General features: G+C 63.5%; 19 protein-coding genes. 15 read left to right on the top strand and 4 right to left on the bottom strand.

Annotated features, from left to right (window positions below; translation table 11 throughout):
- Window positions 1-6: 6 nt before the first annotated feature.
- Window positions 7-1,089, bottom strand: coding sequence for a 4-oxalomesaconate tautomerase (locus V3H56_RS10675; protein WP_123578827.1), 1,083 nt, complete (start codon window positions 1,087-1,089; stop codon window positions 7-9).
- A 166-nt stretch (window positions 1,090-1,255) separates the two neighbouring features.
- Between V3H56_RS10675 and V3H56_RS10670 the strand changes: the two genes are divergently transcribed.
- A complete protein-coding gene (locus V3H56_RS10670; RefSeq protein ID WP_042732875.1) occupies window positions 1,256-2,146 on the top strand; it encodes a LysR family transcriptional regulator in 891 nt (296 codons plus the stop codon).
- A gap of 15 nt (window positions 2,147-2,161) precedes the next feature.
- Here V3H56_RS10670 and V3H56_RS10665 read toward each other — a convergent pair whose 3' ends face one another.
- Together V3H56_RS10665 and V3H56_RS10660 are read right to left on the bottom strand one after the other, a co-directional pair.
- Window positions 2,162-2,827: an HAD family hydrolase gene (locus V3H56_RS10665; protein WP_338474566.1), complete on the bottom strand. Its 666-nt coding sequence runs from the start codon at window positions 2,825-2,827 to the stop codon at window positions 2,162-2,164.
- Between the two features lie 66 nt (window positions 2,828-2,893).
- On the bottom strand, window positions 2,894-4,243 hold the full coding sequence (locus V3H56_RS10660) for an MATE family efflux transporter (RefSeq protein ID WP_338474565.1): 1,350 nt from the start codon (window positions 4,241-4,243) through the stop codon (window positions 2,894-2,896).
- Window positions 4,244-4,639: 396 nt separating this feature from the next.
- On the opposite strand from V3H56_RS10660, the gene V3H56_RS10655 reads away from it, so the two are divergent.
- Genes V3H56_RS10655 through V3H56_RS10615 form a run of 9 tightly spaced genes read left to right on the top strand, consistent with a single transcriptional unit; the run spans window position 4,640 to window position 13,344 of the window.
- On the top strand, window positions 4,640-5,857 hold the full coding sequence (locus V3H56_RS10655; protein ID WP_338474564.1) for a methyl-accepting chemotaxis protein: 1,218 nt from the start codon (window positions 4,640-4,642) through the stop codon (window positions 5,855-5,857).
- A gap of 11 nt (window positions 5,858-5,868) precedes the next feature.
- A complete protein-coding gene (locus V3H56_RS10650) occupies window positions 5,869-6,237 on the top strand; it encodes a response regulator (RefSeq protein ID WP_042730627.1) in 369 nt (122 codons plus the stop codon).
- 15 nt (window positions 6,238-6,252) lie between these two features.
- Window positions 6,253-6,537 (top strand): STAS domain-containing protein, encoded by a 285-nt coding sequence (locus tag V3H56_RS10645; protein WP_047735595.1) that lies wholly within the window; start codon window positions 6,253-6,255, stop codon window positions 6,535-6,537.
- A gap of 39 nt (window positions 6,538-6,576) precedes the next feature.
- A complete protein-coding gene (locus V3H56_RS10640) occupies window positions 6,577-8,673 on the top strand; it encodes a chemotaxis protein CheA (RefSeq protein ID WP_338474563.1) in 2,097 nt (698 codons plus the stop codon).
- A 33-nt stretch (window positions 8,674-8,706) separates the two neighbouring features.
- A complete protein-coding gene (locus V3H56_RS10635; RefSeq protein ID WP_042730625.1) occupies window positions 8,707-10,365 on the top strand; it encodes a methyl-accepting chemotaxis protein in 1,659 nt (552 codons plus the stop codon).
- A 39-nt stretch (window positions 10,366-10,404) separates the two neighbouring features.
- A complete protein-coding gene (locus V3H56_RS10630) occupies window positions 10,405-10,941 on the top strand; it encodes a chemotaxis protein CheW (RefSeq protein ID WP_338474562.1) in 537 nt (178 codons plus the stop codon).
- Window positions 10,938-11,774, top strand: coding sequence for a protein-glutamate O-methyltransferase CheR (locus V3H56_RS10625; RefSeq protein ID WP_042730623.1), 837 nt, complete (start codon window positions 10,938-10,940; stop codon window positions 11,772-11,774). Before V3H56_RS10630 ends, V3H56_RS10625 begins: the two co-directional genes overlap by 4 nt.
- Window positions 11,771-12,268 (top strand): chemoreceptor glutamine deamidase CheD, encoded by a 498-nt coding sequence (gene cheD / locus V3H56_RS10620; RefSeq protein WP_080922096.1) that lies wholly within the window; start codon window positions 11,771-11,773, stop codon window positions 12,266-12,268. Before V3H56_RS10625 ends, cheD begins: the two co-directional genes overlap by 4 nt.
- Before the next feature lie 2 nt (window positions 12,269-12,270).
- Window positions 12,271-13,344, top strand: a complete 1,074-nt coding sequence (locus V3H56_RS10615; protein ID WP_042730621.1) for a chemotaxis response regulator protein-glutamate methylesterase — start codon at window positions 12,271-12,273, stop codon at window positions 13,342-13,344.
- A 26-nt stretch (window positions 13,345-13,370) separates the two neighbouring features.
- Here the strand turns inward: V3H56_RS10615 and V3H56_RS10610 are convergent, their stop codons facing one another.
- Complete coding sequence (locus tag V3H56_RS10610; protein WP_160310715.1) at window positions 13,371-13,541, bottom strand: hypothetical protein; 171 nt, start codon at window positions 13,539-13,541, stop codon at window positions 13,371-13,373.
- A 159-nt stretch (window positions 13,542-13,700) separates the two neighbouring features.
- On the opposite strand from V3H56_RS10610, the gene V3H56_RS10605 reads away from it, so the two are divergent.
- From V3H56_RS10605 to V3H56_RS10585, 5 genes are all read left to right on the top strand, one after another.
- Entirely contained in the window at window positions 13,701-15,443 is a 1,743-nt protein-coding gene (locus tag V3H56_RS10605; RefSeq protein WP_212803656.1) for an ABC transporter permease subunit, read from the top strand.
- 10 nt (window positions 15,444-15,453) lie between these two features.
- A complete protein-coding gene (locus V3H56_RS10600) occupies window positions 15,454-16,758 on the top strand; it encodes a nitrate/sulfonate/bicarbonate ABC transporter ATP-binding protein (RefSeq protein WP_212803655.1) in 1,305 nt (434 codons plus the stop codon).
- Window positions 16,759-16,828: 70 nt separating this feature from the next.
- A complete protein-coding gene (locus V3H56_RS10595; protein WP_047735605.1) occupies window positions 16,829-17,887 on the top strand; it encodes a HAMP domain-containing sensor histidine kinase in 1,059 nt (352 codons plus the stop codon).
- Window positions 17,874-18,512 (top strand): response regulator, encoded by a 639-nt coding sequence (locus V3H56_RS10590; protein WP_212803654.1) that lies wholly within the window; start codon window positions 17,874-17,876, stop codon window positions 18,510-18,512. The genes V3H56_RS10595 and V3H56_RS10590 overlap by 14 nt, the downstream gene beginning before the upstream one ends.
- Before the next feature lie 71 nt (window positions 18,513-18,583).
- The gene (locus tag V3H56_RS10585; RefSeq protein ID WP_047735609.1) at window positions 18,584-19,123 is read left to right on the top strand and encodes a hypothetical protein; all 540 of its coding nucleotides are present in this window, start codon (window positions 18,584-18,586) and stop codon (window positions 19,121-19,123) included.
- Window positions 19,124-19,161: the final 38 nt, after the last annotated feature.

Raw genomic sequence — 19,161 nt, 5'->3', positions numbered from 1 at the left:
GGGAAGCTATCCGACGAGTCGTTGAGGCGCCGTGGCGTAGACATAACCGGAAAACAGCCTGCGTGACGTCCGCACCACCGAGGCACGAATCGTCTCACCCCGGGCGCCGGTGTAGGACAATACAACGTCGATACCGCCACTGGGGTGTTCAATGCGCACGTGCTTCAAGCGCGGCTCGCGGGCCTCGCCGAGCAACTGCGCAACCACGCTGCCCTCGGTGACGCAAGCGGTGGCCAGGCCAATGGAGCCCGTGATCGCCAGCGCCCGATGGCAGTTGTGTGGCATGAAGTAGCGCACCTGGACGGTGCCGCCCGCCTTGGCCGGCGAGACCAGCACCGGCTTGGGGATGACCTTGTCACTGACATCACCCAGACCCATCGCCAGACCCGCTTGCAGGCGCAGGGACTCCAGGCGGCGCAGGAACTCCTTGTCGGCATCCAGCTCAGCCGGGCTTTCGTCGCCGCGCTTACCCAATTGGCCCGCTTCGACAATCATCATCGGCATGGCCATGTCGATGCAGGTCACGGGGATACCGTCGATCACGTCCTGTTTGTTCCCAGTCGGGAACAACTTACCGGTCTTGCTGCCCGCCGCATCGAGGAACGTCAGTTGCACCGGCGCGGCCGTGCCAGGGACGCCGTCGATGGCGGTGTCGCCTTCGTAGCTGACTTTCCCGCCGGGGGTCAGCACTTCGGCGTTCACGAACGTGCCGGTGTTGAGGTTGCGAATGCGCACCTGGGTACGCTCCTGAGACGCCTTCACCAACCCCTGCTCCACAGCAAAAGGGCCGACGGCGCACAGCATGTTGCCGCAGTTGGGCGCCGTGTCGACCCGCCGCTGGGAGACCATCACCTGGACAAACAGGTAATCGACATCGGCGTCAGGGTGAAGCGAGGGGCTGACGATGGCGACCTTGCTGGTTTGCGGGCTGCCACCGCCGATACCGTCGATCTCCAGCTCGTGGCCGGAGCCCATCAGATTGAGCAGCAGCTCGTCACGCTCTTCGATTGCCACGGGCAGATCCCAGGCAAGGAACACCGGGCCCTTGGAGGTACCACCGCGCATCAGCACACAGGGAATTCGTTGCATAACACAGACTCTTGTTGATCAATCGGAGCAATTGATGTCTTGATTGCAAGAGTCGCAGCCTTTAAAAATTGTTTCCAATGCAAATATCAGCGCCATTATTTCATTTCATGCATGACTACTGGCAATTCTCCCACGCGCGAACAAGTCTTTTCAGCGGGACAAAACGATGCAATATGAACTCAACGACATTCGTTCTTTCGTAAAAATCGCCGAACTGGGAAGCTTTCATGAAGCCGCCGATGCGTTGCACCTGTCCCAGCCGGCGTTAAGCCGCCGGATGAAAAAACTCGAAGAAGGATTGGGCACCGCCCTGCTCGACCGCACCACAAGACGGGTCAGCCTCACCAGCGTCGGCCGGGACTTTTTGCCCAAGGCCCGGCGCCTGCTGGATGATTTCGACGACTCGATCCTCAACATCCGCGAACTCGCCGAGCGGCAGAGTGGCCGGGTTACCCTCGCCTGCATCCCGACCGCGGCCTTCTACTTCCTGCCCTCGGTCATCCGTCTCTACAACGAACGCTATCCGCAGATCCGCATCCGCCTGCTGGATCTCAGCGCCAACGAAGGGCTGGAGGCGGTCCTGCGGGGCGAAGCCGATTTCGGCATCAACATGATGAGCGGCCAACACCCCGACATAGAGTTCGTGCCATTGGTCAACGAGCCCTTTGTCCTGGCGTGCCGCCGCGATCATGAATTGGCCAAGCGCAGCGCGGTGACCTGGTCGGAACTGAGTCATTACCGCCTTATCGGCGTCGGTCGCCTCAGCGGCAACCGGATGCTGCTGGACCACGCGCTGTCGGGCTTGAGCTGGCGCCCGCAGTGGTTCTATGAGGTCCAGCACCTGTCGACATCGCTGGGGCTGGTGGAGGCCGGGCTCGGCGTCTCGGCCATGCCGAGCCTGGCGATGCCGGCCGAGGATCACCCCACGCTGGTCAGTGTCCCGCTGATCGAACCGGTGGTGAACCGGTCGCTGGGGCTGGTGTATAGACGGGGAGCATCGCTGTCACCGGCGGCGGAAAAATTCGTCTCGATCCTGCTCGAACAATGGGAACGATGATCCTGCCTCTGTGGGTTATGGGGTGGTGCTCAGGCGCATCGATCCGTTGTCCTCCAGGCGAACGCCCAGCCCGCGATAGTCGCGGATCTGCCCGTGGACAGTGTCCATCGGGTGCGTATGGGTCGCCGTCACCACCATCATGTCCGCTCCCGCCGCCTCGCCCGCGCGAATGCCGGCCTCGGCGTCCTCGAACACCAGGCACTCCCCTGGCTTCACCTGGAGCCGTTCTGCGGCCAGTCGGTAGCAGGTGGGGTCGGGCTTGCCATCGCTTACGTCTTCGGCGGTGACCATCACTGCCGGGCGCGGTATCCCGGCCGCTTCCATGCGGCGCAAGGCCAAGGCCATGGGCGCCGAAGTGACGATTGCCCATTGCGCCGGCGGCAGGCTTTGCAGGAACGCCAGCGCACCGGGCACGGGCACCACGCCCTCGACGTCCTCGATTTCCTCCCGGGTGATCTGCTCGGCCTCGGCCGCCGCGTCCACGCCCGGCAGGTGCTGGCGGGCGATGGTGTCGATGGCGCGCACCCCATGGATCGTCGGCAGGAACGTGACCACGTCCACACCGTGACGTTGGGCCCAGCGGGTCCAGATCCGCTCGGCGGCGGCAATGGAATTGAGCAGCGTGCCATCCATGTCGAAAAGGAATGCGCGATAGGCCGTGGATGAGTGCTGTACAGACATGGGAATCCTTGGGTTATCAAACTGCAAAAAAGCGCCGCCCTTGTGGGGGGCCTTGGGTTGCCTGGGCTATACCAGCCGCTCGATTCGCTGATGCTGCCAGACCCGCTTGTAGTACACCGTTTGCAGCAACAGCATGCTCAGGTAAGCCACCGGAAATGCCATCCATACGCCTTGCAGGCCGAAGTGTGCGTCCAGCAGGTAAGCCACCGGCACCTCCACCCCGACGATGCAGAAGATCGAGATCGCCACGGGCACCAGCACCGTGCCGCTGGCGCGCATGATGCCGCCGACCACCGCCTGGAAGCCGAACACCAGCAAACTCCAGAGCATGATGTGCAACAGGTGTTCGGCCTGGACCCGCGCCGCCGGATCGGTGATGAACAACCCCAGCAGCCAATGGGACAACAGATACCCCAGCACCACCAGCCCGCCGGTGAGCCAGACGTTGATCAGCAGCCCCGTGCGCAGGATCGGCCCAAGCCGCTCCAGCCGACCGGCGCCGATGGCCTGGGCGCCCAGGATCGTCGCGGTGATGGCGATCGACAGCGCCGGGAACTGCACGTAATTGACGATCTGCGTCACCGCGCCATACGCCGCCGTGGCCTGGGAACCGTGGCGATTGACCAGCGCCAGGATCACCAGCTCCGACACCGAGATCACCACCATCTGCAACCCGGTGGGCAAACCGATGCCCAACACTTTGCCGAGGATCTCGCGGTCCAGGCGCATTGCCGCGAACAACGCGCGATCCGGCGCCAAAGGGTGCTCACGGCGGTTCAGGCGCCAGGCCAGCATGACCATGGCCGATGTCGTACCCACCAGCCCCGCCAACGCCGCGCTCTGGATGCCCATCTGTGGCAACCCCAGCCAACCGCGGATCAACGCCGGGGTCAACAGCAGGCCGACGCCAGTGGACACCAGCAACGCCAACAGCGGCGACAGCGTATCGCTCACGCCACGCAGCAATTGGGTGAACAGCACGAACACCAGCAGCATCGGCAACAGCCACATCATCACTCGGGCATACGAAACGGCCTCGTCCAGCACATCCGCCGGGGTCCCCAACCCCTGCAACGCCTGACGCGCGAAAACACTGCCGAGCACCGCCGCCGCCAAGCCGATGATCGCCCCCAGCAGCAACGTCGAACCGGCCACCGCCTTGACCGTTCCGGTTTCGCCGGCGCCATAGGCCTGCCCGATCAGCACCCCTGCCCCCGCACCCAGGCCAATCACCAGCGCAATGAAGAAAAACACGATGGGGAACATCCCCGACACCGCCGCCAGGGACTGGGTGCCCAGCATCTGGCCGATGTAGATGCTGTTGAACGTGCCGGACATCGATTGCAGGAAGTTGGACAGGACCATGGGGGCCAGGAACAGCAGGTAGGTTTTCCAGAGGGGCGGGGTTGGCAGCATGGGAACTCATGAGGGCAGGTTCAAAATCCAATGCCAGGTAATTTAGCGCAATCGGCACTTGTGGCGAGGGGATTTATCCCCGTTGGGTTGCGAAGCGACCCTGACAAGCTGAAATCAATACATCTCTCGTACCGAGTCGTCAGGTGTGGGGCCGCTTCGCAGCCCATCGGGGATAAATCCCCTCGCCACAGGGGATCGCGTGCACAAATGGCTTCGTCGGTCCGACTCGACAATTGGGAGACAGCGTCTAGTCTGAGATAGCACAGTGCCACGCGCTGCGTAGGTCATTGCCTACAGCGGTCGGAATCGGACGACTGGTCTTCAAGTCTGACCAGGGGTCGCAGATAACCAGTTATTCGCCAATAACCTGTAGCAACACTGTTCAAGGACCGAACCATGACGTCGTATTCACACGGTCATTCCTTTACCTCTATCCAACCACGCCTGCTCTGGAACCCCGTGCTCGTGGCCGCCGTCGCAAGCATCGGCGTGCTGCTGCTCAATGGCCTGAGCGGGCAGAACATTGCGTTGAGCGCGGTGATCCTGGCCTTGGGTATTGCCGCGGGCGTGTGGGGCGCGCGGACGCAGCGCCGGCAGTTCGACCGTGCATTCGCCGCGGCCACTGCCCAGCATGAACGGCACGCCAGCGAGCAGCGCTCCCACCACTCCAACACGCAACTCAACGAAGTGGTCCTGGGCGCCATGCCGATCTGGGCCAAGCAAGTGGAGAGCTCCCGGCAGCAGACCGAAACCGCGATCGTCTCGCTGACCAGCCGCTTCACCGGTATCTCCTCCCGCCTGGAAGACACCGTGCAAGCCTCGCAGCAAGCCGCCGGCGAACTGGCCGGCAGTGGCAGCGGCGGTGCCGTGCAGGTGCTCGCCCAAAGTGAAAGCGAGCTGGTCCAGCTCATCGACATCTTGAGAACAGCCCAGACCAGCCGCGATGAAACCCTGGCCCAGGTGCGCAACCTGACCGCCTACACTGGCGAGCTGCGGACCATGGCCGCCGACGTCGCGGCGATTGCCGCCCAGACCAACCTGCTGGCCCTCAACGCCGCCATCGAAGCCGCCCGTGCCGGTGAAGCCGGGCGTGGTTTTGCGGTGGTGGCCGACGCCGTGCGCAGCCTGTCGAGCAAGTCCAGCGAGACCGGCCAGCAGATGTCGGCCAAGGTCGACATCATCAACACCGCCATTACCCAACTGGTCCAGGCCGCCTCCAGCGGCGCAGACCAGGACAGTCATTCGGTCAGTGCCTCCGAGCAAAGCATCCAGCGCGTGCTGGAGCGCTTCAAGAGCGTGACCGGGCGCCTGGTCGATTCGGCCGAGCTGCTGCAACAGGAAAGCTTCGGGATCCGCGACGAACTCACCGAAGTGCTGGTCAGCCTGCAATTCCAGGATCGGGTCAGCCAGATCCTCAGCCACGTGCGCGACAACATCGAAGACCTGCATGTGCACTTGCAGCAGGCCAGCCAGTCGCCCGACCAAGCCGTCGCCATCGATGCCCGCCAATGGCTGGCGCGCATGGAAACCACTTATGCCACCGACGAGCAACGCCGCAATCACCACGGCGACTCGAGCGTGCAGCAAGCTTCACAGGAAATAACCTTCTTCTAGGAGAGCCGTTCATGGCTAAAAGTGTATTGGTTGTCGACGACTCGGCGAGCGTTCGGCAAGTCGTCGGCATCGCGTTGAAAAGTGCCGGCTACGACGTGATCGAGGCCAGCGATGGCAAGGACGCGCTGGGCAAGCTGACCGGTCAGAAAGTCCACCTGATCATCAGCGACGTGAACATGCCGAACATGGACGGCATCACCTTCGTCAAGGAGGTCAAGAAGCTGGCCAGCTACAAGTTCACGCCGATCATCATGCTGACCACCGAGTCCCAGGAATCGAAGAAGCAGGAAGGCCAGGCGGCCGGGGCCAAGGCCTGGGTGGTCAAGCCGTTCCAACCGGCGCAGATGCTGGCGGCGGTGTCCAAACTGATTCTGCCCTGAGGGCCGGAGGCTGCAATGCCGTTGTTGTACGAAACCGTCGATGACACCGCGCAGGTGCAGATTGACGGTGAGCTGACGATCTACACCGCCGCCGACCTGTCCGCACAGTGGCTGCCCCACCTGGGGGCCACGCCGCGCATGGAGGTGGATCTGTCACAGGTCACTGAAATGGACGGCGCCGGTCTGCAACTGCTGCTGATGGTGCTGCGCGAGGCGCCGAAGGCCGGCACCCACCTGACCGTTACCGGTCGCAGCAAAGCCGTCACCGAAACACTCGAGCTGTGCAACCTGCCGGCCTAGGCCCCTGCATTGCGGCCCGACACGACAAAGGATATGAGCGTGAGCATCAATCTCGATCAGGCACAACAGACCTTCATCGTCGAGGCACGGGAACAGTTGCAGGCGATGGAAGAGTCGTTGCTGCAACTGGAAACCAACCCGGGCGACGATGACGCCATCGGCGCGATCTTTCGCGCAGCCCACACCATCAAGGGCTCGGCCGGGCTGTTTGGCCTGGAACCGATCGTCAGCTTCACCCACATCGTTGAAGACGTGCTCGATCGCCTGCGCAATGGCAGCGTCGAGGTGGACACCGGCCTGATCGCCGTGTTGCTCAAGTCCAGCGATCACATGCTGGAGCTGATCAACGTGGTGGCCAACCAGGGCGGGACACTGACGCCCCCGGCGTTGAAACGCGAGATGGAGCTGTGCCAGGTGCTGCAGGAATACCAGGCGCCTCCCTCCACCGACACATCCACGGCGGCCAGTAGCAGCGTGGCGCAGGCACCCGGCGAACTGCGCCTCTGGCACATTTCCCTGCGCTTCGGCCAGGAGGTATTTCGCAATGGCATGGACCCGCTGTCGTTCCTGCGTTATCTGCAAACCCTCGGTGAAGTCGTCGAGATCAGCACCCTGACGGACGCCCTGCCTGCCATCGAAGCCTGGGACGCCGAATCCTGCTACCTGGGCTTCGACATCGAGTTCAGCTCGGCGGCCAGCCATCAGGCGATCAACGAAGTCTTCGATTTTGTCCGCGAAGATTGCGTCATCGAAATCATCGCCCTTGAAGATGCCGCGCCTGCGGCGAATACCGGCCTGGTCACCACCCAGCCGGAACAGCCCGAGGAAAACACCGCGCTGATCACCACCGGCGAGCTGTTGCCGGACCAACGCAAGACCCCGCGGACGGCCTCCCGGGTCGCCCTCGACAAACAACCGACGACAACCGACAACAAGGCCAAGGACGGCGCCTATGTGCGGGTCAACGCCGACAAGCTGGACGAGTTGATCAACCTGGTGGGCGAACTGGTCATCGCCAGCGCCGGCGCAAGCCTGCTGGCGCGCACCTGCCATAACGCACCGTTGCAGGAATCCACCTCCAGCGTGTCCGCCCTGGTGGAGGAGATCCTCGACGGTGCCCTGCGCCTGCGCATGATCCCCATTGGCGAGACCTTCAACCGCTTCCGCCGGGTGGTGCGCGACGTCAGCCAGGAACTGGGCAAGGACATCGACCTGATCATCAACGGCGCCGAAACCGAGCTGGACAAGACCGTGGTGGAAAAGATCGGCGACCCGCTCATGCACCTGTTGCGCAACGCCATGGACCACGGCATCGAAACCGCCGAGGCGCGGCTGGCGGCCGGCAAGCCGGCCAAGGGGCACTTGCACCTCAACGCCTACCACGACTCGGGCAACATCGTGCTGGAAATCGCCGACGACGGTGCAGGCCTGAACCGCGACCGAATCCTGGAAAAAGCCCAGGAACGCGGGCTGGTGTCCCCCGGCGCCAACCCCACCGACCAGGAGATCTACAACCTGATCTTCGAACCGGGCTTCTCCACCGCCCAGGCCGTTACCAGCCTGTCGGGACGGGGCGTGGGCATGGATGTGGTCAAGCGCAACATCACCCTGCTGCGCGGCACCGTCGACCTGGACAGCCAGCCAGGCCAGGGCACCGTGGTGCGCATCCGCCTGCCGCTGACCCTGGCAATCATCAACGGCTTTCTGGTGGGCATCGACCAGTCCACCTACGTCATCCCGCTGGACATGGTCCAGGAGTGCGTCGAACTGAGCGAGGACGACGGGATCGCCAGCCGCGAGCAGGGTTACCTGGACCTGCGCGGTGAAGTCCTGCCGCTGGTCTACCTGCGCGACCACTTCAACCACGAAGGCCCGGCTTCGCGCCGGCAGAACGTGGTGGTGGTGCGCTACGCCGAACTCAAGGCCGGGCTGGTGGTGGATGACCTGCTGGGTGAATTCCAGACCGTCATCAAGCCCTTGGGCAAGCTGTTCGGCGCCCTGCGCGGCATCAGCGGCTCGACCATCCTGGGCAGCGGCGCCGTGGCGTTGATTCTCGACATTCCCGCGCTGCTGACCCAGATCGCCCAGATAGAAAACCGCTACACCACTCAATTTCAACAAGCCACTGCTCGCTGACGCTTTAGCAATTCCATGGAGAGGTACTTCCCGATGAAATGGTTCTACGATCTTAGAATCGCCACCAAACTGATCACGTCATTTCTGATGGTGCTGGCCCTGACCGCTGCCATGGGTGTGTTCTCGATCATCCAGCTGGGCGAGGTGAACGGCACCACCCAGGAGATCCGCGACAACTGGATGCCGTCGATGCGCGCCGCTTCGGGCATGCGGTTCTTCGCGGCGAACTATCGCCTCAAGGAAAACCGTCACATCACCGCCGATTCCGAGCAGGAACGCAACACCGTCGAACAGGAAGCCGAAGAATCCAAAAAGGCCTTCGAGACCCGTCTGGCGACATACGAAAAACTGCTCTCCAACGCCGAAGACCGCCAGCTGTTCGAGACCACCCGCTCTGACTGGGTGGCTTACCTGGCGGTCAGCAAGGACCTGATGGCACTGTCCCGGCAGAACCTGTCGGACCAGGCCCATGCCCTGCTGCGGGGCGAGTCCAAGCGTCGCTTCGATTTGGTGACCGCCGACCTGCAGAAACTGGTGGACCTCAATGACACCGGTGCCGGGGCGGCCAGCGAACGCGGCACCGCACTGTTCGAGAAATCGCGCCTGTCGATCATTGCCGTGCTGGCGGCTGCCCTGCTGACCGGCCTGGGCCTGGCGCTGTTCATCTCGCGGATCATTTCCCGCCCCCTGAAGCAAGCCGCATCGGTGGCCGAACAACTGGCCGAAGGCAACCTGAACGCGAAAATCGAAGCCGGCTCCAAGGACGAAACCGGCATGGTGCTCAACGCCATGCAGAACATGGTGGGCAAGCTTTCCCACATCATCGGTGAAGTGCGCAACGCCGCGGACAACCTGGCCAGCGCCTCCGAAGAGGTCAGTGCCACGGCCCAATCCATGAGCCAGGCCACCAGCGAACAAGCGGCCAGCGTCGAGGAAACCAGCGCGTCCATCGAACAGATGAGCGCCAGCATCAACCAGAACACCGAGAACGCCAAGGTCACCGATGGCATGGCCAGCAAGGCCGCCAAGGAAGCCACCGAAGGCGGCGACTCGGTGCAGCAGACCGTGGTGGCGATGAAGAAAATCGCCCAGCGCATCAGCATCATCGACGACATTGCCTACCAGACCAACCTGCTGGCCCTCAACGCCGCCATCGAAGCCGCTCGCGCCGGCGAACACGGCAAGGGCTTTGCCGTCGTCGCCGCCGAGGTGCGCAAACTGGCCGAACGCAGCCAGGTGGCGGCCCAGGAAATCGGCGAGCTGTCCTCCAGCAGCGTCGACATGGCCGAGACTGCCGGGCACTTGCTCAACGAGATGGTCCCGTCCATCAACAAGACCTCGGACCTGGTGCAGGAAATCAGCGCGGCCTCCGAGGAACAAGCCGCTGGCGTGGCGCAGATCAACACCGCCATGACCCAACTCAACCAGGTGACCCAACAGAACGCGTCCAGCAGCGAAGAGCTGGCCGCCACCGCCGAGGAGATGAGTAGCCAGGCCGAACAACTGCAGCAGGCCATGAGCTTCTTCACCCTCGACACGCCGCCCAAGTCGGCCAGCCAGCCGCTGAAAGTCGACAACACCCCGGGCCCGTCCAGCCGCAAACCGGCGCGCGCCGCCGTGCCCGCCCTGCCCAAGGCCTTTGCCTACAGCATGGCGAGCGCTCCGGACGAATCCGAATTCACCCGGTTCTGACGGTCGGTTTTCACAAGCTCGCTTAAAGGAGATACAGGCATGGGCGCCATCGCTACGACACGTCAAACCGCCGCCGCGGTCGAGGAAGAAGCGCAGTACCTGACATTCATGCTCGGCACGGAGATGTTCGCCATCGGCATCCTGTGCATCAAGGAAATCATCGAGTACGGCAACCTCACGGTCGTGCCGATGATGCCGGCTTTCGTGCGCGGGGTGATCAACCTGCGCGGCGCGGTCGTGCCGGTGGTGGACCTGTCGGCGCGGTTCAGCCGGCAGAACTCGACGATCACCCGACGCTCGTGCGTGGTGATCATCGAAGCCAACATCGAGGACGGCCACGCCCAGGACATCGGCCTGCTGGTGGACACGGTCTCGGCCGTCCTGGAAATCCCGTCGTCGCAGATCGAACCGCCGCCCAGCTTCGGGGCGAAGATCCGCGCCGACTTCATCAGCGGCATGGCCAAGGTCGATGGCAAGTTCGTCATCGTGCTGGAGGTAGGGCGCGTGCTGTCCATCGACGAAATGTCGCAACTCGCCGAAGCCAGCCCGACCGCGCTGGAAGTCGAGGCCCCGTGAACGTCGACAGTTGCAAGGAACGCACCGTGAATTCAGTGGCCCTCAGCGATCGGGAGTTCAGCCAGTTCCAGTCCTGGTTGTACCAGGCCGCTGGCATCAACCTGTCCGAGGCCAAGAAAGCCCTGGTCGCCGGGCGCCTGTTCAAGCGCCTCAAGCATTATGAGCTGGACAGCTACGGCGACTATTTCAAGCTGATCATGAACGGCCAGCGCACCGATGAATTGCAGGTGGCGCTGGACCTGCTCACCACCAACGAAACCTACTTCTTCCGCGAGCCCAAGCATTTCGACTTCCTGCGCCAGCAGGTGCTGCCCAACGCCACGCCGGGCAAGACGTTCCGCCTGTGGAGCGCCGCCAGTTCGTCGGGAGAAGAACCCTACAGCCTGGCGATGACCCTGGCCGAAGGGCTGGGGACCACGCCTTGGGAAGTCATCGGTTCGGACATCAGCAGCCAAGTACTGGCCAAGGCCCGTTCCGGGCATTACCCGATGGAACGGGCACGCACCCTGCCCCATCCACTGCTGGTGAAATATTGCCTCAAGGGCACCGGCAGCCAGCAAGGCACGTTCCTCATCGACAGGACGTTGCGCAGCCGGGTCCACTTTATCCAGGTCAACCTCAACGACACGTTGCCCGACCTGGGAGAGTTCGACGTGATCTTCCTGCGCAACGTCATGATCTATTTCGATCAAGCCACCAAGAGCAAGGTCGTCGCCCGCCTGATTCCCCGACTCAAGCCCGGCGGCTACTTCATCATCAGCCATTCGGAAAGCCTCAACGGCGTGTCCGATGCGTTGAAACTGGTGGCCCCCTCGATCTATCGCAAGCCATGAGCGCCTTGATGAGGGAAGTGCAGGAGGTGTACCTGGCGCCGGGGGAATTCCGCTTCGCCACCTGCCCGACCCGGCTGCGCACGATCCTCGGTTCCTGCGTGGCAATCACCCTGTGGCACCCCGTACGCAAAATCGGCGCCATGTGCCATTTCATGTTGCCCAGCCGCTCACGCTGCTCCACGGCCCTCAACGGCCTGTACGCCGACGAGGCCATCGAGCTGTTCATTCGCCAGGCGCGGGCCCACCGGACCGACCCCGAAGACTACCAACTGAAGCTGTTCGGCGGCGGCGAGATGTTCCCCGAACTGCAACGCCACATTCCCTACGGTGATGTGGCACGGCTGAACATCAACGCCGCCCTGGAAATGACCGCCCTCTACCGCCTCGACCTGATTGCCCAGGACATGGGCAGCACCGGCTACCGAAGCATCATCTTCGACCTGTGCAATGGCGATGTGTGGGTCAGGCACCAACCGATAAGGACTCGGCATTAACCATGTCAAAAAAGATCAATGTACTGCTGGTGGATGACTCGGCCGTGGTCCGCCAGGTGTTGCTGGCGATCCTCAGCGACACCCCGGATATCCACGTCATGGGCGCCGCGTCCGACCCGATTTTTGCCATGGACAAACTGGCCCGTGAGTGGCCCGATGTGATCGTACTGGACGTGGAAATGCCACGCATGGACGGCATCACCTTCCTCAAGAAAATCATGAGCGAACGCCCCACGCCCGTGGTGATCTGCTCGTCCCTGACCCCCAGGGGCGCGGAAACCACCTTGCAGGCGATGGCCGCCGGGGCAGTGGAAATCATCACCAAGCCCACCACCGGCCTGAAGAATTTCCTGCTGGAATCGGCACCGGAACTGGTGGCGGCGATCCGCGCCGCCGCCCAGGTCAATGTACGCAACCTGGGCAAGCGCGCCGCCCCGGTCGCACTAACGCCCGCCACAAAACTCACGGCCGACGCCATGCTGCCCGCCGCCAATGGCCACGCCATGGCGCAGACCACCGAGCGCATCGTCGCCCTCGGCACCTCCACCGGCGGCACCCAGGCCCTGGAAGCGGTGCTCACCGCCCTGCCTCGCGTGTGCCCGGGCATCGTGATCGTCCAGCACATGCCGGAAAAGTTCACCGCTTCGTTCGCCGCCCGGCTCAACAGCCTGTGCCAGATCGAAGTGCGCGAGGCGCGCAACAACGACCGCATCCACCCGGGCCTGGCGTTGATCGCTCCGGGCGGCAAACACATGATGGTGACCCGCAGCGGCGCGTTCTATCACGTGCAGGTGGTGGACGGCCCGCTGGTCAACCGTCACCGGCCGTCGGTGGACGTGTTGTTTCGCTCCGTGGCCAAGTTCGCCGGACGCAACGCCACCGGCGTGATCATGACCGGCATGGGCGACGACGGCGCCCGCGGCCTGAAGGAAATGCTCGACGCCGGCAGCAGCACCGTGGCCCAGGACGAAGCCAGTTGCGTGGTCTTCGGCATGCCCAAGGAAGCCATCAAGCTCAACGCCGCCCAGCGCATCATCGGCTTGCAGGATATCGCCCAGGTGATCCTGCACCGCTAGCCACGGCAGCCCTTACCCTCGCCGGCTCACACCGGCGAAATCGTCGCAAGCACACCGATCAACAAGGTCAGTGCCAAAAAACCACCCAAGAACATCGCCATCTTCGCCATGAGCCCTCCTGAAAGAATTGCAACCAATGAACGTGTGAATTGGGCACCGCGTGCCTGCCCTATTCTGGCGTGGGCCTGCCGTTGCATGACAGGGCCACCTGCCGGCAAAAAAACCGGATCAGAACGCAGGCCTTCGCCACGGCTATACCAAGGTATCGTTTCGCGCCCTTAATCTCAGTGGTCATCGCCCGGGCCCCGCCTTAACCTCAGCGCACGTCAATACCGACACCCTGAACGAGGTGCTCGATGCGCTCTTCATTCCGTGCCCCCGCATTGCCCTCCCTGAACGACAACGAGCACGCATCCTGGTGGGCCGACGTCACCCTGCTCAGCCTCATCGCCTTGCTGGCGGCGTTCATTTTCTATGGCGTCGAACAGATGAACCAGCCTCTCGGCGCCCTGGTTTCATCGCCGTTGTCCCTGGACCTGAGCCACCTGCCGGCCTACACCTTGCGCACCACCCTGCGCATGTTCATCGCCCTCTTCGCCTCGCTGGTCTTTTCCCTGGTCGTCGCCACGTTGGCCGCCAAGAGCCGCAAGGCGGCCCTCGTTATCCTGCCGGCGCTGGACATCCTTCAGTCAGTGCCGGTGCTGGGTTTCCTGACCTTTACCGTGGTGTTCTTCATGGGCCTGTTTCCGGGCAAGGAAACGGGCGTGGAATGCGCGGCGATCTTTGCCATCTTCACCAGCCAGGTCTGGAACATGACGTTCAGCGTCTATCAGTCGCTGAGAACCGTGCCCCACGACCTCCAGGAAGTCAGCCGGCAGTTCGCGCTTTCACCCTGGCAACGCTTTGTCAGGCTCGAGTTGCCTTTCGCCACGCCTGGCCTGGTGTGGAACATGATGATGTCCATGTCCGGCGGCTGGTTTTTCGTGGTCGCGTCCGAAGCCATCACCGTCGGCGACACCACCGTCAGCTTGCCGGGTATCGGCTCATGGCTGGCCTTGGCGATCGCGCAGAAAAACACCGTGGCCATCGCCTGGGCGGTATTCGCCATGGCCGGGGTGATCATCCTCTATGACCTGCTGTTCTTCCGCCCCATCGTCGCCTGGGCGGACCGCTTTCGCTTCGAACAGACCGCCTCGCAAAAACGCCCACGCTCCAGGGTCTACGACCTGCTGCGCGCGACCCGACTGGTGCCGTGGGTGTTGCTCGTGCTGGAAGACCTCATGGCTGCGTTGCCACTGGACAGGCTTGCGCGGTTTGCCCGCCGCCTCCGCTTCCACACCGGCGCCCGCTTCAACCGCCTGGTCGACCTGGCCTGGAGGAGCCTGGTGGCGGTCGCTTGCCTGGTCGGCGCGGTGCAACTGTCGCGCTTCATTGGCAGCACCCTGGGCCTGGGCGACGTGATCGAGGTCTTCGGCCTGGGCCTGGCGACCCTGTTGCGCGTCGCCGTACTCATCGTGCTTGCCAGCGTGGTCTGGGTGCCCATCGGCGTCTGGATCGGCCTGAACCCGCGCTGGGCCGAGCGCTTGCAACCCATCGCACAGTTGCTGGCGGCGTTCCCGGCCAACGTGCTGTTCCCGTTCGCGGTGGTCGCCATTGTTGCCCTGAAGCTCAACCCCAATGTCTGGCTGTCGCCGCTGATGGTCCTGGGCACGCAGTGGTACATCCTGTTCAACGTGATCGCCGGCGCCAGCGCCTTGCCGACCGACCTGCGGGAAGCGGCGCGCAGCTTCCAGGTGCGCGGTTGGCAATGGTGGCGTCAGGTCGCGCTGCCGGGGGTATTCCCCTACTACGTCACCGGCGCCTTGACGGCGGCAGGCGGATCCTGGAACGCCAGCATCGTCGCCGAAGCCGTGTCCTGGGGTCATGAGCACCTGTATGCCTCGGGCCTGGGGTCGTTCATCGCCCTGGCCACCTCGGCGGGGGATTTGCAGCGCGTGGCCCTGGGGGTGTCGGTCATGGCGATGTTCGTGGTGGGTTTCAACCGGCTGCTGTGGCGCCCCTTGTACGGCTACGCCGAACGCCGGCTTCGAATTGATTGAGGAGAGAGCAATGCATGTGATCGACAAACGTTGCCTCGTCGATGTGCGGCAACTGGGGCACGTATACGGTACGGCAGGCAGTGCCGAGCGACTGGTGCTGGACGACGTCTGCCTGCGCCTGGACGAAGGGGAGATCGTCGGCCTGCTGGGGCGCTCGGGGTCCGGGAAGTCGACCTTGCTGCGCGCCATCGCCGGGTTGATTGCCCCCACCGCGGGCGTGGTCGACTTCCCGGCGGATGCGCAAGGGGATGCGAGTTCGGTGCGCATGGTGTTCCAAAGCTTTGCCCTGTTCCCCTGGCTGACGGTGTTGCAAAACGTCGAGATCGGCCTCGAAGCCTTGCACGTGGCGGCCCCTGAGCGACGGCGCCGGGCCCTGGCCGCCATCGACCTGATTGGCCTCGACGGGTTCGAAAGCGCTTTCCCGAAAGAGCTGTCAGGCGGCATGCGCCAGCGCGTCGGCCTGGCGCGTGCATTGGTGGTGGCGCCGGATGTGCTGTTGATGGACGAGCCGTTTTCCGCCCTGGACGTGCTGACGGCTGAGACCCTGCGCACCGACCTGCTGGACCTGTGGCGGGAAAGGCGCATGCCGATCAAATCGATACTGATGGTCACCCACAACATCGAAGAAGCGGTGCTGATGTGTGATCGGATCCTGATCTTTTCCTCCAACCCGGGGCGGGTGATGACGCACATCAACGTGGACCTCAGCCAACCACGCAACCGCAGCGACCCGGCCTTCCAGGCGCTGGTCGAGCACATCTACGTGCAAATGGCCGGCGGCGGCGCGACAGGTTCCGCGCGCCGGGACGTGTTTGCGGGCAGCGGAGTGGGCATGGTCCTGCCGTCGATTTCCACCAACGCGTTGGCCGGGTTGATGGAGGCGGTCCAGGATCACCCTTACGACGGCCAGGCGGATTTGCGTGAACTGGCCAAGGCGTTGCGCTACAACGCCAGCGATCTTTTCCCGGTGGCCGAGGTGCTGCAACTGATGCGCTTCGCCAACATGCACGACGGCCACATCACCCTGCTGCCGGCCGGGCACCGCTATGCAGACTCGACCGTCGATGAGCGCAAGCAATTGTTCGCCCAGCACCTGCTCCGGTATGTGCCGCTGGCGGGGCACGTGCGCCGGGTGCTGGATGACCGGCCCACCCGTACCGCACCGGCCCGGCGCTTCCGTGACCAGTTGGAGGACTTCATGTCCGAGCACGACGCCGTCCATACCCTGGACTGTGTCACCCAATGGGGACGCTACGCCGAGCTGTTCGCCTACGATGAAGTGGCCGACCAGTTCAGCCTGGACAACCCCTCCTGAAGCGTTTTGGGCGGTATACACTGCGTCACTGAAGCCTTGGCAGCCGACACAACCGTGGGATGAACCGTTAATGAGAAGAACCCAGCTGACGCTTCGCTTGCTGCTGTTGCTGGGCCTGGCGCTCGGCATCGCCGCGATAGACACCGTCACCGACCTGGAAATCGCGGTGGGCGTGTTCCAGATCGTGGTGGTGCTGATCGCCGTGAGGCTCCTGCCGGCGCGAGCGGTGGCAGGCGTGTCGGTCGCCTGCATGGTGCTGACGATCTTAAGCTACCGGTACACCCGCTTCGGTGACTCGGAAGCCGGCCTGATCAACGTGCTGATCAGCCTCGCGGCCATCGCCGGCACGACCTACCTGGCGCTGCGCCTGTCGGCCGCCATCGGCACCGTGCATCGGACCCGAGCGCACCTGGCGCACATTGCCCGCGTGAACATGCTCGGCGAACTGGCGGCCTCCATCGCCCACGAAGTGAACCAGCCACTGGCCGCCGTCGCCAACAGCAGCAGCGCGTGCCTGCGCTGGATGGCCAATGACCCGCCCAACCTGCCCAAGGCCCGACAAGCCGTGGAACGCATCCTCGCCGACACCCATCGGGCCAGTGACATCATTGCCCGGTTGCGCGGCATGGCCCGTCACCAGGCGCCGACCAAGCAGTGGTTGAACGTGGCCGACACGGTGAACGCCGCGCTGCGGCTGTTGGCCGGCGAGTTGAATGAGCAGAACATCCATTTGCGCGTGCAGATCCAGGAAGGACTGCCGCCGATGCTGGTGGACGAGGTGCAGATCCAGCAAGTGCTCCTGAACCTGGCAATGAACGCCATCGACGCCCTGCGCCAGGTCGATGACGACGATCGCCGGACCCTCGACGTTCGTGCCGGGCTGGAAGCGGGGCAACTGCATTTTTCCGTGTCCGACCAGGGCAAGGGCCTCGCCGGCAACGACCACGAACGGGTGTTCGACGCTTTCTACAGCACCAAGCCGGACGGCATGGGGATGGGCCTGGCCATCAGTCGCTCCATCATCGAGGCCCATGACGGACGGATCTGGGTCGCCAGCAACCCGCAATCAGGCGCGACCTTTCATTTCACCCTGCCTGCCGTGACACGGGAGCCCGATGAGCAGAACTGACGCCCACGACACCGCCGAACCGATGGTCTACATCGTCGACGACGACAGCTCGGTGCGTGCTTCGCTGCAAGACCTGCTGGCCTCGGTGGGCCTGGCAAGCATGGCCTTCGGCTCGGCCCGCGAGTTCATGCAAGCCCGGTTGCCGGACGCACCGGCCTGCCTGGTCCTCGACGTGCGCATGCCGGGCGTGAGCGGGCTGGATTTCCAGCAAGACATGGCCCGTTTGAACATCCTGGTCCCGGTGATCTTCATCACCGCCCACGGCGACATCCCGATGTCGGTCAAAGCCATGAAGGCTGGCGCGCTGGAGTTCCTGACCAAGCCCTTTCGCGAGCAGGACCTGCTCGACGCGATCAGCCTGGGGCTGGACCGTGATCAGCTACGACGCCAGACGGCGGCGACCTTGGACGAACTCAGGCGCCGCCATGGCACCCTGAATGACGGGGAACGCGAGGTCATGGCGTTGGTGGTATCAGGTTTGTTGAACAAGCAGGTGGCCGCCCGGCTGGGCGTGAGCGAGGTGACCGTGAAAGTGCGGCGTGGCGCCCTGATGCGCAAGATGAATGCGGATTCGTTGGCAACCCTGGTCAAAATGTCGGAAAAACTCAAGGACGTGGATCGCTAGCAGCACCTGTCGCGGCTATCATGCCTTTCGCCCTGCTCACGGGCGTTGCAGACCACCTCAAGGACCCAGGTATGACCCTTCCACCGTCACGCGCCACCCTCCTCGTCTCCAGTCTCCTGTTCAGCTCGCTGTGCCTGGCCGAAGGCGAGTCGACGGACAGCGTCATCAAGGACTCCACCAAGTCCGCCGTCTCGACGTTCATCACGGCGGGAAAGAACCTGTTGGGCGGTGTCAGCGAAGGCGTGCTCGATGGTCGAGAATCGGTCCAGGGCACTGACGGCGCGGCGATCGTTGCCTCTGGCGAGCAGATGAAGGACCGTATTCAGGTGGAGGTGCTGAAACTGGAATCCAGCGAAGACATCTACACCATTACCCTCGGTTTCAAGAACAGCACCGACACCCAGCTGCGCCTGATCAATCTCGGCCAGACCGGTGTGCTGCTGGCCATCGACCAGGCCGGTTACGCCAACAAGCTCACTGGCCTGGACAACCCGGACGAAGTCACCATCCCGCCGAAAACCGCCGTGCGGCAGAAGTTCGTGTTCGAAGGCATGAACGAAGCGATGACCACCGTGCGGTTGTGGGGCAAGGATTATCCCCTCAAGAAATGAGCAAGGACGCACCGTCCCCCCATCGAACAGGGCCGGTG

This window comes from Pseudomonas sp. MS646, assembly GCF_036693845.1.
Classification (GTDB): domain Bacteria; phylum Pseudomonadota; class Gammaproteobacteria; order Pseudomonadales; family Pseudomonadaceae; genus Aquipseudomonas; species Aquipseudomonas chlororaphis_E.
The sequence above is the reverse complement of the archived record's forward strand: the minus strand, read 5'-3'. Positions and strand labels throughout refer to the sequence as shown.

What these genes read in the sequence shown, in the direction of transcription:
- V3H56_RS10675 (WP_123578827.1), bottom strand. Translation starts at nt 1,089, where the DNA reads ATGCAACGAATTCCCTGTGTGCTGATGCGCGGTGGTACCTCCAAGGGC.
- V3H56_RS10670 (WP_042732875.1), top strand. Translation starts at nt 1,256, where the DNA reads ATGCAATATGAACTCAACGACATTCGTTCTTTCGTAAAAATCGCCGAA.
- V3H56_RS10665 (WP_338474566.1), bottom strand. Translation starts at nt 2,827, where the DNA reads ATGTCTGTACAGCACTCATCCACGGCCTATCGCGCATTCCTTTTCGAC.
- V3H56_RS10660 (WP_338474565.1), bottom strand. Translation starts at nt 4,243, where the DNA reads ATGCTGCCAACCCCGCCCCTCTGGAAAACCTACCTGCTGTTCCTGGCC.
- V3H56_RS10655 (WP_338474564.1), top strand. Translation starts at nt 4,640, where the DNA reads ATGACGTCGTATTCACACGGTCATTCCTTTACCTCTATCCAACCACGC.
- V3H56_RS10650 (WP_042730627.1), top strand. Translation starts at nt 5,869, where the DNA reads ATGGCTAAAAGTGTATTGGTTGTCGACGACTCGGCGAGCGTTCGGCAA.
- V3H56_RS10645 (WP_047735595.1), top strand. Translation starts at nt 6,253, where the DNA reads ATGCCGTTGTTGTACGAAACCGTCGATGACACCGCGCAGGTGCAGATT.
- V3H56_RS10635 (WP_042730625.1), top strand. Translation starts at nt 8,707, where the DNA reads ATGAAATGGTTCTACGATCTTAGAATCGCCACCAAACTGATCACGTCA.
- V3H56_RS10630 (WP_338474562.1), top strand. Translation starts at nt 10,405, where the DNA reads ATGGGCGCCATCGCTACGACACGTCAAACCGCCGCCGCGGTCGAGGAA.
- cheD (WP_080922096.1), top strand. Translation starts at nt 11,771, where the DNA reads ATGAGCGCCTTGATGAGGGAAGTGCAGGAGGTGTACCTGGCGCCGGGG.
- V3H56_RS10615 (WP_042730621.1), top strand. Translation starts at nt 12,271, where the DNA reads ATGTCAAAAAAGATCAATGTACTGCTGGTGGATGACTCGGCCGTGGTC.
- V3H56_RS10610 (WP_160310715.1), bottom strand. Translation starts at nt 13,541, where the DNA reads ATGCAACGGCAGGCCCACGCCAGAATAGGGCAGGCACGCGGTGCCCAA.
- V3H56_RS10605 (WP_212803656.1), top strand. Translation starts at nt 13,701, where the DNA reads ATGCGCTCTTCATTCCGTGCCCCCGCATTGCCCTCCCTGAACGACAAC.
- V3H56_RS10600 (WP_212803655.1), top strand. Translation starts at nt 15,454, where the DNA reads ATGCATGTGATCGACAAACGTTGCCTCGTCGATGTGCGGCAACTGGGG.
- V3H56_RS10595 (WP_047735605.1), top strand. Translation starts at nt 16,829, where the DNA reads ATGAGAAGAACCCAGCTGACGCTTCGCTTGCTGCTGTTGCTGGGCCTG.
- V3H56_RS10590 (WP_212803654.1), top strand. Translation starts at nt 17,874, where the DNA reads ATGAGCAGAACTGACGCCCACGACACCGCCGAACCGATGGTCTACATC.
- V3H56_RS10585 (WP_047735609.1), top strand. Translation starts at nt 18,584, where the DNA reads ATGACCCTTCCACCGTCACGCGCCACCCTCCTCGTCTCCAGTCTCCTG.